The 14,757-nt window shown below is 71.8% G+C and carries 7 protein-coding genes and 1 pseudogene; 6 read left to right on the top strand and 2 right to left on the bottom strand.

What is annotated here, in order from left to right; all coding sequences use genetic code 11:
• Positions 1–91: 91 nt before the first annotated feature.
• The gene (locus OHS82_RS05190; protein ID WP_328433377.1) at positions 92–5,269 is read right to left on the bottom strand and encodes a family 43 glycosylhydrolase; all 5,178 of its coding nucleotides are present in this window, start codon (positions 5,267–5,269) and stop codon (positions 92–94) included.
• A gap of 351 nt (positions 5,270–5,620) precedes the next feature.
• On the opposite strand from OHS82_RS05190, the gene OHS82_RS05185 reads away from it, so the two are divergent.
• Positions 5,621–8,995, top strand: a complete 3,375-nt coding sequence (locus tag OHS82_RS05185) for a pyruvate carboxylase (RefSeq protein WP_328433376.1) — start codon at positions 5,621–5,623, stop codon at positions 8,993–8,995.
• Positions 8,996–9,068: 73 nt separating this feature from the next.
• On the opposite strand, the pseudogene OHS82_RS05180 reads toward OHS82_RS05185, so the two are convergent.
• Positions 9,069–9,236, bottom strand: a pseudogene (locus tag OHS82_RS05180) (GNAT family N-acetyltransferase); the annotation flags it as partial.
• 324 nt (positions 9,237–9,560) lie between these two features.
• On the opposite strand from OHS82_RS05180, the gene OHS82_RS05175 reads away from it, so the two are divergent.
• From OHS82_RS05175 to OHS82_RS05155, 5 genes are all read left to right on the top strand, one after another.
• Positions 9,561–10,289 carry an FAD binding domain-containing protein gene (locus OHS82_RS05175; protein ID WP_057582695.1) on the top strand — a complete coding sequence of 243 codons (729 nt, stop codon included), beginning with the start codon at positions 9,561–9,563 and terminating at the stop codon, positions 10,287–10,289.
• Between the two features lie 145 nt (positions 10,290–10,434).
• Positions 10,435–11,391: an STM4015 family protein gene (locus OHS82_RS05170; RefSeq protein ID WP_328433375.1), complete on the top strand. Its 957-nt coding sequence runs from the start codon at positions 10,435–10,437 to the stop codon at positions 11,389–11,391.
• A gap of 12 nt (positions 11,392–11,403) precedes the next feature.
• On the top strand, positions 11,404–12,546 hold the full coding sequence (locus OHS82_RS05165; RefSeq protein WP_057582693.1) for an STM4014 family protein: 1,143 nt from the start codon (positions 11,404–11,406) through the stop codon (positions 12,544–12,546).
• A gap of 7 nt (positions 12,547–12,553) precedes the next feature.
• Positions 12,554–13,396, top strand: coding sequence for an STM4013/SEN3800 family hydrolase (locus tag OHS82_RS05160; RefSeq protein WP_328436024.1), 843 nt, complete (start codon positions 12,554–12,556; stop codon positions 13,394–13,396).
• Positions 13,393–14,751, top strand: a complete 1,359-nt coding sequence (locus OHS82_RS05155; RefSeq protein WP_057582691.1) for an STM4012 family radical SAM protein — start codon at positions 13,393–13,395, stop codon at positions 14,749–14,751. The genes OHS82_RS05160 and OHS82_RS05155 overlap by 4 nt, the downstream gene beginning before the upstream one ends.
• The last annotated feature ends 6 nt before the right edge of the window (positions 14,752–14,757 follow it).

Below are 14,757 nucleotides of genomic sequence, written 5' to 3'. Positions count from 1 at the left end.
TGAGGATCCCCCTGCAAAGGCATGGGCCCCCTGCGGTGGCAGGGGGCCCATGACCCTAACGGTCCGGCACGACGACGTGCCAGGCGTTTCTCTAGCGGTGCCGCAGTCCGACCGTGACGACGCCGGCGATCCTCGTCATGATGCCGGTGTCGTAGGCGACCTTCCCGTCGGACGTCTTCCAGATCCTGATGTGGAAGGTGTCCGGGCCGTCCGTGGCGGTGACGCGGAAGCGGTAGCCGCTCTTGCCGTTGACCGTGCCGGAGCCCTCCAGGACGGCCCGGTTGCCGGTCACGACGAGCCAGTCGAGGTGAGCGGACCGGAACTTCGTGAGAGGCGACCGCAGGTCGAGCGTGACCACGCCGGCCGGGGCCGAGGCTCCTGGCAGGTAGCCGGCCGACAGGGAGAACTTCGGCTTGCCGCGGGACGCGGACAGGCCCGCGCCCACCACCGGACCGGCGGCCCGGTTGTACACGACCAGCTCGGGCAGGGTCGTGGTGGCCTTGCCGCCGTCGTCGTCGGTGACGGTGATCACCGGGCGGCGAAGACCGGCCGAGGTGTAGGTGTGCTCGGCCCGGCAGCCGGACGCCGTGACGGCGCCCTTCGCCGGCCTGCTGCCGTCCTTCCAGTCGATCACGCAGGTGTGCGTGTCACGGGCGCCCGCATCGGCGAAGCTGACGGTGACGACCGCCGGCCGGCCGACCGACACCGGGGACTTGGGTCCGGTGGCGGAGGTGATCGAGGGAGCCGCGTTCGTCACGGTGACCACGGCCGTGTCGGTGCTGCGTCCGGCGGTCAGTGTGAGGGTGAACGTGCCGTCGTCGGTGCAGGTGACCGTCGTCCGGGTGGCGGCCGGGTCGGCGACCGTGCAGGGCGCGCCCTGTTCGACCGTCCACTTCGGGCTGCCCGCTCCGGAGAGCGTGCCGTTCAGGGCGATCCGGTCGCCCTCCACGCCCTTGGCGTCCGGACCGGCGTGCACGACGCCCACCGGGTCGATGCTCGTGAGCGTGGGCACGACCTTCTTGATCAGTTTGTCGGCGTCGAACTCCAGCCTGTCGACGGTGGTCTCGCGGTGCATGCCGTCGCCGCCGGGGATCGCGAACCGGTGGTAGGCGATGTACCAGTCGTCGGTGCCGGGCACGTTCACGACCGAGTGGTGGCCGGTTCCGAGGATGCCCTGGGAGGCGTCCTTCTCCAGGATCACGCCCTGCTTGGTCCACGGGCCGGTGGGCGAGTCTCCGGTGGCGTAGGCGACCCGGTAGTTCTCGTCCCGGGTGTCGTTCTCCGACCACATGAAGTAGTAGACGCCCTTGCGCTTGATGACGAAGGCGCCCTCGTTGTAGCCGCTCGGGGTGATGTCCTGGACCTTCGCGGTGTCGATCGAGGTCATGTCGGCGTTCAGCGGGACGACGTACCCATGGCCGTTGCCGAAGTAGAGGTACGACTGGCCGTCGTCGTCGGTGAAGGCCGCCGGGTCGATCATCTGGCCGGGGAACTGGCCCGCCTTCAGCAGAGGCTTGCCGAGGGCGTCCTTGAAGGGGCCGGTGGGGGAGTCGGAGACGGCGACGCCGATGTTGGCGTCGGCGCAGAAGTAGAAGTAGTACTTACCGTTCTTCTCGGCGATGGTGGGAGCCCAGGCCCTGCTGTCCGCCCAGCTCACGTCGGGACCGAGGTCCAGGATGACGCCGTGGTCCGTCCAGTGCACCAGGTCGGTGGAGGACCAGGCCTTGAACTGCGTGCCGCTCCAGCCCTCGAAGCCGTCGGTGGTCGGGTACATGTAGAACGTGTCGCCGAAGCGGACGATGTTCGGGTCGGCGTTCAGCCCCGGCAGGACCGGGCTCCTCATGATGAGCGCGGACACCGTCCAGGTGCGCTTCCTGCCGTCGGAGCCGGTCACCTCGTAGGTCTGCGGCTTGCTGAAGTCGCGCAGGGTGCCGGAGGCCGGGCTGATGCCCGCGCCGTGGGCCAGGGTGAACTGCGGCGCCAGGGCGGTGACGTCGCTGCCCTCGGTCAGCGGCAGGACGATCGTGCTGTTCTTGTCGTTGATCAGCGCGTCCACCTTGAGCGCCGGGTGGGTCGCCGCGGCGATGCCGGTGGTGTTGCCGGCGAGCTCCAGGACCTCGGCGGGCGTCAGGGCCCGGTTGTAGATCCGGAAGTCGTCGACCTCGCCCGCGAAGTACGGGTCCGGCGAGTACAGGGACTTGCCGATGTAGCCCGAGGCGTCCTTCGCCGCGTCGTACAGCTCGGAGGGCTTGACGGTGACGCCGTTCACGCGGGCGACTTCGGCGCCGTCCACGTAGAGGACCGCCGTCTGGGTCGCTCCGTCCAGGGTGACGGTGAGGTGCTTCCACTCGCCCGGGGTGAGCTGCGAGCCGCCGATCATCTGCTTCTCGCCGGACCAGGTGGCCTTGGTGATCGCGGAGAACAGCTTGCCGCTGCCGTTGGAGGGGGTGGCGAAGAGGTACTTGTTGCTGTCGGGGCCGAGCCCGAACAGCCACTGGAAGTTGTCGCCGCCCTTCCACTTGACGTACGTGGAGACGGTGACGCTGTCGACGTTCTTGAGCACCCCGTTCGGGATCTTCACGTACGGCGAGTCTGAGGTGCTGGAGCCGCCGGACATCTTGAACGAGCCGCCGTCGACGCCGGTCCCGAAGGCGGGCGTACGGACGTAGGTGCCGTGGAAGCCGTGGCCGCTGGAGTCGCGGACTATGTTGCCGCCGCTCTCGTCGAAGCCGTAGTGCAGGAGCAGGTCGGCCGGGACGTCCGGGCCCTCCGCGGAGACGGTGACGTTCGCGTGGACGTCGATCGCCGTGTCGCCCGGCAGGTCGCCCTTCACCTGGAAGGAGCCCGCCTGCGCGTACTGCGAGGCGTCGATGTCCGCCCAGGTGACGGTGACGGGCCGCTTCGCGCCGTCGGCGTACGTGGCGATCACGGTGGCCGGCAGCACCGGCGCCTCACCGATCCGCGTCTTCACCGACACGTCCTCGACGCCGGTGACGATCTGGTCCGGCTGGTAGGCGCGCAGCAGCCGGTCGTACTCGGCCTGGGTGACCGGCAGGACGGTTCCGTGGCGCGGCTTCGACGGCAGGTCGTAGCCGGTGGACGGGGTCCAGTCGCCCCCGGCGAGGTCCGTCGTCTCGAACGGGATGTAGCCGCGGCCGCCGAACTCGTCGAGGAAGGCGTACCACTTCTCCTCGGTGTTGGACTTGAACACCAGCGGCCCCTCGGCCGCGTTCATCGCGCCCTTGCCGATGCCCTCGGCGACCGCGGTCCAGGAGAGGTTCAGCAGCGAGTTGCTCTTCTCCTCGAAGACGAACTTGCTGTTGGGCGTGGAGGAGGTGTTGTTGCGCTCGTCCTTCGACAGGCGGAAGTACGTGCCGTCGTGCTGGATGACCGTGGAGTCGATGACCGAGTAGCCGCGGTCGATCCAGACCTTGGGCTCGCTGAAGGTGTAGAAGTCGCGGGTGGTGGTGTACATCATCCGGTTGTAGGTGTCACCGGAGTGCGACGCGTTGTCGTACAGCTTGGACGCCCAGAACACCACGTACTGGCCGAGCTGGGAGTCGTAGTACGCCTCCGGCGCCCAGGTGTTGCCGGCGCTGTCCGGGGAGACCTTCACCAGGCGCTGGTCCGTCCAGTGGACGAGGTCGGTGGACTCCCACACCATGATGGACTTGCTGCCGCTGCGCTGCGAGCGGTCCCAGTCGCCGTTGCCGTAGATCCTGAGGTCGGTGGCGATCTGGTAGAACTTGTCGCCCTCGGGGGAGCGGATGATGAACGGGTCGCGCAGGCCCTTCTCACCGAGCGTGGAGGTCAGGACGGGCTTGCCGTCGTTGAGCTCCCGCCACTTCAGCGGGTCGTTGCCCTTGCTGAGAGCCGCGTAGAGCTGCTCGCCGTCCGCGGTGCCCTCGCCGGTGAAGTAGCTGAACATGTAGCCCTTGAGGGCTTCCTTCACGGGGAGTTCGGGGACCTTCGCGGTGAACGTGCGCGTCGTCTTCGCGTCCCCCTTGGCGACGGTCGCGGTCAGGTCGACCGTGGTGGCGCCGGCGCCGTGCGCGGGACGGTGGACGACACCGTCGGACGAGACGACGTCCTCGCTCGCGGAGGACCAGGTCACGGAGGTGCCGTAGGCGCCCGTCGCGGGGAGGGTGAGGTTGCCGCGGGCGTCGTCCAGGTTGTGGACGGCGAGGGCCTTTGCGGCCTGCTCGGTCGCGGCCTTGTCGTCGAGGTCCGGCACGACGGTGACGTCGAAGGTCCGGGTGGCGGAGACGGAGCCCTTCTTCAGGGTCGCGGTGAGCGTGGCGTGGCCGTCGGGTTCGCCCGCGGCCGGCCGGGTCACCTTGCCCGCGTCGGACACCACGTCGGTGTGGTCGCTGGACCAGGTGATCGTGGAGCCGCCGGCCGGGCCGGTCTTCGGCAGGGTCAGATCGGCGGTGACGGCGCTCGTGTCACCGAGGGTCAGGGCGGCCTTGTCGTCCGCGACCCCCTGGGTGGCGACGGGCAGGGAGAGCTGTTCGACCTCGCCGGCGTCCAGTGCGCGGTTGTACACGCGGAAGTCGCGCATGCTCCCCTTGAACAGTCGGTCGCCCGAGTAGACGGACTTGCCGATGGCGTTGGCGGTGGTCGTGCCCGAACCGATCGCGCCGGGGGTGATGGTCACCGACGTGTTGCGGGCGACCTCGACGCCGTCCTCGTACAGCACGCCCGTGGTGCCGGACTGGGTGTAGGTGAGGTGCTTCCACACGGCGCGGGTCAGGTTGTGGGAGTCGGCCGGCTTGGTGTTCTGCTCGGTCGACCAGTTGCCGGTGGCGATCGAGGTGCGCAGGGAGTTGCCCGTGGTGAACAGGTAACCGTTGCCGTTGCCCCCACTGGTGTTGCCGAAGCCGTAGAGGAAGTAGGGCGTGGCCTGGGCCGCGTCCATCTTCACGTCCATCGCGACGCTGATCGACGTCATGCCCTTCATCACGTCGTTCGGCACCTTGACGTAGGTGTCCGAGCCGTTGAAGGAGAGGCCCTGGCCGGACGAGGAGAAGTCGGCGGTCCCGTTGACCGTGCCGTTCAGTCCGTGGCCGGAGGCGTCGGCGACCGTGGTGCCGGAGGCGCCGTCGAACTTGTACCAGAGGGCCAGGCCCTCGGTGACGTCGGCGGCCTCCGTCGCCTGGACCGGAGTCGTGGCCACGGCCAGGCCCGCGATCAGGGACACGGCGGTCAGTGCGGCCAGTCGTCCCGCCCCGCGCCCTGCCCGTCCTCGGAGTCTATGTCTGTGCGCCATGGGCGGACCGCCGTTTCAAACGTGTGACGTGATGTTGCTGGAGTGTCAAACGGTGTACATGGCCGCGTCAAGACTTTCCGAACGATGTACGACAGGTCGAACGAGCGGGATGGCGTCCAGAGGCCCGCGAGCGCTGCCCAGTTGGGGATTCAGGCCACCTGGTGAGCACCCGCCGCCGGTGCGGCGAGGCCGGCAGGCCCTCGTCCCCGGTAGAGGAGGGCGAGGTGATCCTGTCTCAGGGCAAAACGGTCCAATCGAGCGACACATGCGGTGAGTGGCCCGACTCACATGGCCAACAAGGTCACCCACCGCCACGATGGGTCCGTCACCGTCAGGCTGAAGGGGTCCAGGATGTTCCGCAAGGTGCTGGTCGCCAACCGCGGCGAGATCGCGATCCGTGCATTCCGTGCCGGCTACGAGCTGGGCGCGCGCACGGTCGCCGTCTTCCCGCACGAGGACCGCAACTCGCTGCACCGGCTGAAAGCCGACGAGGCGTACGAGATCGGCGAGCCGGGACACCCGGTGCGCGCCTACCTCTCCGTGGAGGAGGTCGTCGGCGCCGCGCTCCGGGCGGGCGCCGACGCCGTATACCCTGGCTACGGGTTCCTCTCGGAGAACCCCGAACTCGCCCGCGCCTGCGAGGAGGCGGGCATCACCTTCGTGGGCCCCGACGCCCGCACCCTCGAGCTGACCGGAAACAAGGCGAGCGCGGTGGCCGCCGCGCGCGCCGCGGGCGTCCCCGTGCTCGGCTCGTCCGCGCCCTCCAACGACGTCGACGAACTCGTCCGGGCCGCCGAGGAGATCGGCTTCCCGGTGTTCGTGAAGGCGGTCGCCGGCGGCGGCGGACGCGGCATGCGCCGGGTGGAGAACCCGGCCGCCCTGCGCGAGTCCATCGAGGCGGCCTCCCGCGAGGCGGCCTCCGCGTTCGGCGACCCGACCGTCTTCCTGGAGAAGGCCGTCATCGACCCCCGCCACATCGAGGTGCAGATCCTCGCCGACGGCGAGGGCGGCGTCATCCACCTCTTCGAGCGGGACTGCTCCCTCCAGCGCCGCCACCAGAAGGTCATCGAGATGGCGCCCGCGCCCAATCTCGCCCCCGAACTGCGCGACCGGATCTGCGCCGACGCGGTCCGCTTCGCCCGGCAGATCGGCTACCGCAACGCCGGCACCGTCGAGTTCCTCCTCGACCCCGCCGGCAACCACGTCTTCATCGAGATGAACCCCCGCATCCAGGTCGAGCACACGGTGACCGAGGAGGTCACCGACGTCGACCTCGTCCAGGCACAGCTGCGCATCGCCGCCGGCGAGACCCTCGCCGACCTCGGCCTGTCGCAGGAGACCGTCACCCTGCACGGCGCGGCCCTGCAGTGCCGCATCACCACCGAGGACCCCGCCAACGGCTTCCGCCCCGACACCGGCCGCATCAGCGCCTACCGCTCCCCTGGCGGCTCCGGCATCCGCCTCGACGGCGGCACCACCCACGCGGGCACCGAGATCAGCGCGCACTTCGACTCCATGCTGGTCAAACTCACCTGCCGCGGACGGGACTTCCCGACCGCGATCGGACGCGCCAGGCGCGCCGTCGCCGAGTTCCGCATCCGCGGCGTCGCCACCAACATCCCGTTCCTGCAGGCCGTTCTGGACGACGCCGACTTCCAGGCCGGACGGGTCACCACGTCCTTCATCGAACAGCGCCCGCACCTGCTCACGGCGCGCCACTCGGCCGACCGCGGCACCAAACTGCTCACCTACCTCGCCGACGTCACCGTGAACAAGCCGCACGGCGAGCGGCCCGACCTGATCGACCCGGTCGCCAAGCTGCCCGCGACGCCCGCCGGCGAGCCGCCCGCGGGCTCCCGCCAGCGGCTGGTCCACCTCGGCCCCGAGGGCTTCGCCCGCTGGCTGCGCGAGTCGCCGACCATCGGCGTCACCGACACCACCTTCCGCGACGCCCACCAGTCCCTGCTCGCCACCCGGGTGCGCACCAAGGACCTCCTCGCCTCCGCCCCGCTGGTCGCCCACACCCTGCCGAACCTGCTCTCCCTGGAGTGCTGGGGCGGCGCCACCTACGACGTCGCGCTGCGCTTCCTCGCCGAGGACCCCTGGGAGCGGCTGGCGGCGCTGCGCGAGGCCGTCCCGAACATCTGCCTGCAGATGCTGCTGCGCGGCCGCAACACCGTCGGCTACACGCCGTACCCGACCGAGGTCACCGACGCCTTCGTACAGGAGGCCGCGGCCACCGGCATCGACGTCTTCCGCATCTTCGACGCCCTCAACGACGTCGGCCAGATGCGGCCCGCCATCGACGCGGTACGGGAGACGGGGACGGCCGTCGCCGAGGTCGCCCTGTGCTACACCTCCGACCTGTCCGACCCGAACGAGCGCCTCTACACCCTCGACTACTACCTGCGCCTGGCCGAGCAGATCGTCGAGGCCGGCGCCCATGTGCTGGCCGTCAAGGACATGGCCGGCCTGCTGCGCGCCCCGGCCGCCGCCACGCTCGTCTCCGCCCTGCGCCGCGAGTTCGACCTGCCGGTGCACCTGCACACCCACGACACCGCGGGCGGCCAGCTCGCCACCTACCTGGCCGCGATCCAGGCCGGCGCAGACGCCGTCGACGGCGCCGTCGCCTCCATGGCGGGCACCACCTCGCAGCCCTCGCTGTCGGCGATCGTCGCCGCGACCGACCACTCCGAGCGGCCCACCGGCCTCGACCTCCAGGCCGTCGGCGACCTCGAGCCGTACTGGGAGGGCGTCCGCAGGATCTACGCCCCCTTCGAGGCGGGCCTCGCCTCCCCGACGGGGCGCGTGTACCACCACGAGATCCCCGGCGGTCAGCTCTCCAACCTGCGCACCCAGGCCGTCGCGCTCGGCCTCGGCGACCGCTTCGAGGACATCGAGGCGATGTACGCCGCCGCCGACCGCATCCTCGGCCACCTGGTCAAGGTCACCCCCTCGTCCAAGGTCGTCGGCGACCTCGCGCTGCACCTCGTCGGCGCCGGCGTCAGCCCGCAGGACTTCGAGGCCACGCCCGACCGGTACGACATCCCCGACTCCGTCATCGGCTTCCTGCGGGGAGAGCTCGGCACACCGCCCGGCGGCTGGCCCGAGCCGTTCCGCAGCAAGGCCCTGCAGGGCCGCGGCGCGGCCAAGCCGGTCCAGGAGCTGAGCGCCGAGGACCGCGAGGGCCTGGAAAAGACCCGCCGAGCCACCCTCAACCGGCTGCTCTTCCCCGGCCCGACGCGGGACTTCGAGACCCACCGGCAGGCCTACGGCGACACGAGCGTCCTCGACAGCAAGGACTTCTTCTACGGTCTGCGCCAGGCCAAGGAGTACGCGGTCGACCTCGAGCCGGGCGTGCGTCTGCTGATCGAGTTGCAGGCCGTCGGTGAGGCCGACGAACGCGGTATGCGCACCGTCATGTCGACCCTGAACGGCCAGCTGCGGCCCATCCAGGTCCGCGACAAGGCGGCCGCCTCCGACGTCCCCGTGACGGAGAAGGCCGACCGCACCGACCCCGGGCACGTCGCCGCCCCGTTCGCGGGCGTCGTCACCCTGACGGTCGCCGAGGGCGACGAGGTGGAGGCGGGCGCGACCGTCGCGACCATCGAGGCGATGAAGATGGAGGCCACGATCACCGCGCCGAAGGCCGGCCGGGTGAGCAGGCTCGCCATCAACCGCATCCAGCAGGTGGAGGGCGGCGACCTGCTCGTCGTCGTCGGCTGACGGGACGGTCGCCGGCGCTCACCCGCCGGCGACCGTGTACCGGTGACTGCGGCCCGGTGCGGCGCCCCCGCGGTCACCGCAGGACGACCTCCCAGGTGTCCACGGCGTAGTGCAGGGTCATGCCGTGACGGGCGTACAGCGCGAGCGCGCCGGTCGCGTCGGAGGCGTCCACGCCCAGCCCGACGGTGTCCCGCCCCCGGGCGGCGAACGCCGCGAAGGCGTGCCGCAGCAGCAGCCTCCCGGGCCTTCTCCAGCGCCCGCGCCTCCATCGCGGCAAGGACGAGCAGACCGTCGTCCTGCGGGTCGGGCAGGACGTAGTGGTCGATGTCGACCCGCTCGCCGCCCGAAGCGTCGGTGAGGGCGGCGGGGCGCCGGAGGGAGAACACGCCTTCCAGGGTCCGAGCGACCGGAGCAGGGCCGCAACGCGATTTCCCGTGGCGCGCGGTGCGGCCATGAGCCCTGTATGCGCCCCCGTGAGTCTGGGCAGAATCCGTTCTGCCATTGATCACGCCGGGGACGACGCGCGGTCGCCCCACGAACTCCACGGGAAGGCGGGTCGGTTGTCGTGCAGTTGCGTCTTCCCTCCTCCATATCCGAAGCACAGCGGTGTCTCGCCGAGGGCGCGGTACCGGTCGGCGGGGCCACCCTGGTGTGGGCGGGCTGGCAGCGGGACGGCTTTCCCGAGCAGGCCGTGTCGCTTCGCCGGCTGCCGGAGGCCAACGCGTTCGGACCCGAGGAACTCGGCGGAGCCGTTCTGCTGCACCGCGTCGACGCGACCGTGCCGGAGGTGCTGCACCGGGCGGCCGGCGGAGTGGGCACCGGCGCGGTACGCCGTGCGGCCACGGTGGGCGGCAACATCGTCGGCAGCACCCTGCGCTGTCTGCTCCCCGCCGCCCTGGTCCTCGACGCCCGGGCCACGGTCCTGACCGCCGACGGCGTCTACGACACCGACCTGACCGAGCTGCTCGCCAAGCGTCCGGTGCTGCTCGCCCTGCGCTGGCGCACGCCGCTGGCCAGCAACTACCGCAAGCTGGCGGGCGAGGCGGGCGGCGCGCCGCCCCTCGTCGTCGCCGTCGCGCTGCACGCCGGGGACGACGGCCCCGCCCGCCTGCGCGTGGCCGTCCGCGACGGTTACGACGTGCTCAGCGGGAGCGCCCCGTACGAGCCCGGTGCCGGCGCCGAGGAGGTGCTCAGCGCCCTGGAGGGCACGGAGCTCGGCGAGTTGCCCGCCGGCGCCCGGGACGCCGTACGCGGCCAGGTCGGCGAGGTGCTGGCCCGCGCCGCCGCCGGCTGACGGGGCGGGCCGCGCCGTCCAGGCACGGGGCCCCGCCCCTGAACGCGGCCCCGAACCCGGCCCCGCGAGAGGCGATGTCAGTGGCTGTTGGTAGAACTGCGGACACATCGCAGATCGCACACCATTTCCCCTCGGGAGCAGCCGTATGACCATCGGTGAACACCTCAAGGCGCTCCACGGGCTGCCCGCCCACACGTTTCCCGGCGCCCGGCACAAGCCGCGGCCGGTCGATCCGGACTCCGTGGCCTGGCGCGTCACCAGCGACGTCTACGACGCCGACGAGAAATGGACGGACGTGTTCGCGCGCTTCTGCGCCGCGGTCGACACCACCCGCGTGAGGGCGCTGATCGTCGGAGCGTGGGAGGAGGCCTACGAGGAGGACCCCACGCCCGTCGTCGAGGCGCTGACCGCCGCCCGGGACCGGTTCCCGGCCCTGCGCGCGCTGTTCTTCGGCGACATGGTGATGGAGGAGTGCGAGATCTCCTGGATCAACCAGACCGACGTCACCCCGCTCCTGAAGGCGTTCCCCGCGCTGGAGGAGCTCGGGGTCCGCGGAGGGTCGGGGCTGCGCTTCCCCGCCCTGAGCCACGGTTCGCTGCGCCGGCTGGTGATCGAGGCGGGCGGGCTGCCCGCCGAGGTCGTGCGCGGGGTGGCCGGCAGCGACCTGCCCGCGCTGGAGCACCTGGACCTGTGGCTCGGCACGCCCGAATACGGCGGCGACAGCGAGGCGGCCGACCTCGAGCCGATCCTGTCCGGCGCCCGCCTGCCCCGCCTGCGGCACCTGGCCCTGCGCAACAGCGAGATCCAGGACGCGGTGGCCGGCGCGATCGCGGCGGCCCCGGTGGTGCCCCGGCTGGAGGTGCTGGACCTCTCCATGGGCGTGCTCACGGACGAGGGCGCCACCGCCCTGCTCGACGGACAGCCCCTCAACCACCTCAGGAAGCTGGACCTGCACCACCACTACCTCAGCGAGCCGCTCCAGGAGCGCGTCCGGCAGACCCTCGAGACCGCGGGCGTCGAGGTGGACCTCGACCGCGGCGACGCAGACGAGGACGCGGACGACGACGGCACGGTGTGGCGTTACGTCGCCGTGGGGGAGTGAGCGACGAAGCCCATGGACCGCACGCCTGCGCCGGTGAGTGATCCCGTGCCGCGACTCGCGGTGGTCGCCAACCCCGAGAACCGCCGGGTCGCCCTCTTCGAGGAGGCCGTGCGGACGGCCGGACTGCCCGCCCCGCGGATCGTCCCCTGGGCGGACGTCCTGCGCGCCCGGGGAGCCGACTTCGCCGTCGACGAGATCGTCCGGATCGACTCGCCCGGGGAGAACGCCGGGGTCGACCGGTTGCTGCGGGGCGCCCAGGACCCCACCCGGGTCGAGGGTTCGGCACACTGGTACGCCGCGTTCGTCGCCGCCGTGCGCAGCCTGCGCGGCGGCGTCCGCCTCACCGACCCCGACGACCTGGCCGTGCTGTTCGACAAACGGCTCTGTCACGGCGTCCTGCACACGGCGGGCGTCCCGGTGCCCGCCTCGCCCACCTCGGGCCCGGACGGCATACCGGTGCGCGGCTGGGACGACGTGCGCGCCGCGATGCGCGAGCACCGGATGCCCCGGCTCTTCGTGAAGCCGGCGCACGGGTCGTCCGCCTCGGGGGTCCTCGCCGTCGAATCGGGCGGCGGAGGCCGGATCAGGGCCACCACCTCCGTCGAACTGACCGCGGACGGCAGCCTGTACAACTCCCTGCGAGTGCGCCGCTACGAACGTGAGCGGGACGTCGCGGCCGTCGTCGACGCGCTCGCCCCCGACGGACTCCACCTGGAGCGCTGGCTGCCGAAGGCCTCCCAGAGCGGCCGGGCCGCCGACCTCCGGGTCGTCGTGGTGGCCGGCCGCGCCACCCACGCCGTCGTCCGCACCAGCCGCTCGCCCCTGACCAACCTGCACCTCGGGGGCCGCCGCGGCGATCTGGACACCGCCCGCGAGGCCGTCGAGGCCGCGGGCGCCCGCTGGGCCGACGTGCTCGGCGTGTGCGAGCAGGCCGCGGCCTGCTTCCCGCGCACCCTGTGCGTCGGCGTCGACCTGCTGCCGGCCGTCGGCTGGCGCGGGGCCGCGATCGGCGAGGTCAACGCCTTCGGCGACCTGCTGCCCCGGCTCACCGGTCTGCCCGGCGGCGGGGCAGAGGGCCAGGACACGTACGCGGCGCAGCTGGCGGCCGTGATGCGCGGTTTCGTCCCGCACAGAACAGGAACACCGCATGCCTGAGCCCGACATGAACGACGTCGTCGGCAGCCACGACATCCTCCTGGTCACCCTGGACACCCTGCGGTACGACGTGGCCGCCGAGCTGGCGGGGGCGGGCCGCATCCCGCACCTCGCGCGCCACCTCCCGGACGGCCGCTGGGAACGCCGGCATGCCCCGGGCAGCTTCACCTACGCCTCCCACCAGGCCATCTTCGCCGGCTTCCTGCCCACCCCGGCCGCCCCCGGCCCCCATCCGCGCTTGTTCGCGGCGAGCTTCGCCGGCAGCGAGACCACCGCCGGCGGCACGTTCGTCTACGACACGCCCGATCTGGTCTCCGGCCTCGGGAAGGCCGGGTACCACACCGTCTGCGTCGGGGGAGTGGGCTTCTTCAACAAGCAGGGGCCGCTGGGCTCGGTGCTGCCCGGACTGTTCCACGAGTCCCACTGGGCACCGGAGTTCGGCGTCACCTCGCCGGAGTCCTTCGAGAACCAGATCGCCCGCGCCGAGCGGACCGTCCGCGAACTTCCGCCCGAGCAGCGGCTGTTCCTCTTCGTGAACGTCTCCGCGCTGCATCAGCCGAACTGGTTCCACCTGCCCGGCGCGACCCGCGAGGCAGGCGACAGCCGCGAGACGCACGCTGCCGCGCTGGAGTACGTGGACCGGCACATCGGGCGGCTGTTCACCGCCGCGAGCAGCAGACGCCGCTGCTTCGCGATCGTCTGCTCCGACCACGGCACCGCCTACGGCGACGACGGCTACACCGGCCACCGCCTGGGCCACGAGTCCGTGTGGACGGTGCCGTACGCCCACTTCTTCCTCGACCCCGCGCCCCGTGATTCCGCACCCCGTCCGACGGAGACCGCCCGATGACCACCGCCGAGCCGGTCACCCGCACCAGCCCCTACCAGCACTACGTCTACGCCTACCCGCACAAGACGGCCTACCGGCCGCTGTCCGACCGACCCCTCCTCGCGGAGCTCTGGGCGGGTGAGCCCAAGGACTCCCTCTCCCTCTATGCGCACATCCCGTTCTGCGAGGTCCGCTGCGGGTTCTGCAACCTCTTCACCCGCATCGGCGCCCCCGACGGTCTGACGGGCGCCTACCTGGACGCGCTGGAACGGCAGGCCACCGCCGTGCGCGACGCACTCGGGGAGGGGCCCCGGTTCGCCACGGCGGCCTTCGGCGGCGGCACCCCCACCTTCCTCACCGCCGCTGAACTGGAGCGCCTCTGCGACATCGCCGAGCACCGTATGGGCGCCGACCTCCGCGCGGTCCCGCTCTCCGTGGAGGCGTCGCCCGCCACGGCCACGGCCGACCGGCTCGCCGTCCTCGCCGACCGCGGGGCCACCCGGCTCAGTCTGGGCGTGCAGAGCTTCGTCGACGCCGAGGCCCGGGCAGCCGTCCGCCCACAGCGCCGCGCCGACGTGGAAGCGGCGCTCGGGCGTGTGCGCGAGGCCGGCATCCCGGTCCTCAACATCGACCTGATCTACGGCATCGACGGCCAGACCGAGCAGACCTGGCTGCACTCCCTGAACGCGGCTCTCGCGTGGCGGCCCGAGGAGCTCTACCTCTACCCCCTCTACGTCCGCCCGCTGACCGGCCTCGGCCGACGCCACCCCGCCCCCGACCCGCTGACCGGCGACGATCCGGCCTGGGACGAGCAGCGTCTGACCCTGTACCGGGCCGGCCGCGACCACCTCCTCGCGCACGGCTACACCCAGCACTCCATGCGCATGTTCCGCCGAGCCGACGCCCCGCAGCAGGGCGCCGACGACTACGCCTGCCAGATCGACGGCATGATCGGCCTCGGCTGCGGCGCCCGCTCCTACACGTCCGGGCTGCACTACTCCTTCGACTACGCCGTGGACATGCACCAGATCCGCGGCATCATCGACGACTACGTCGCCGGCGACGCGGCAGCCTTCGCCCGCGCCCAGGTCGGGCACCGCATGACCCCGGCCGAGGCGCGCCGCCGGCACCTCCTCCAGTCGCTCCTCCAGGCCGACGGGCTGCGCCTGGACGAGTACCGGGACCGCTTCGGCGGCGGCCCCGCCGACGACTTCGGCCCCGAGCTCGAACGGTTCGCCGACCGCGGCTGGCTGACCGACGCCGACCCGGCCGTCCTGCGGCTGACCCCCGAGGGCCTCGCCCACTCCGACGCCGTCGGCCCGGAGCTGTTCTCCCCGGCCGTGCGGACCGCGATGGCCGCCTACGAGCGGAAGTGACCGGGC

The sequence above is a fragment of the Streptomyces sp. NBC_00425 genome, from assembly GCF_036030735.1.
In the GTDB taxonomy this organism is placed as follows: domain Bacteria; phylum Actinomycetota; class Actinomycetes; order Streptomycetales; family Streptomycetaceae; genus Streptomyces.
This window is presented reverse-complemented; position numbering and strand designations above follow the sequence as displayed.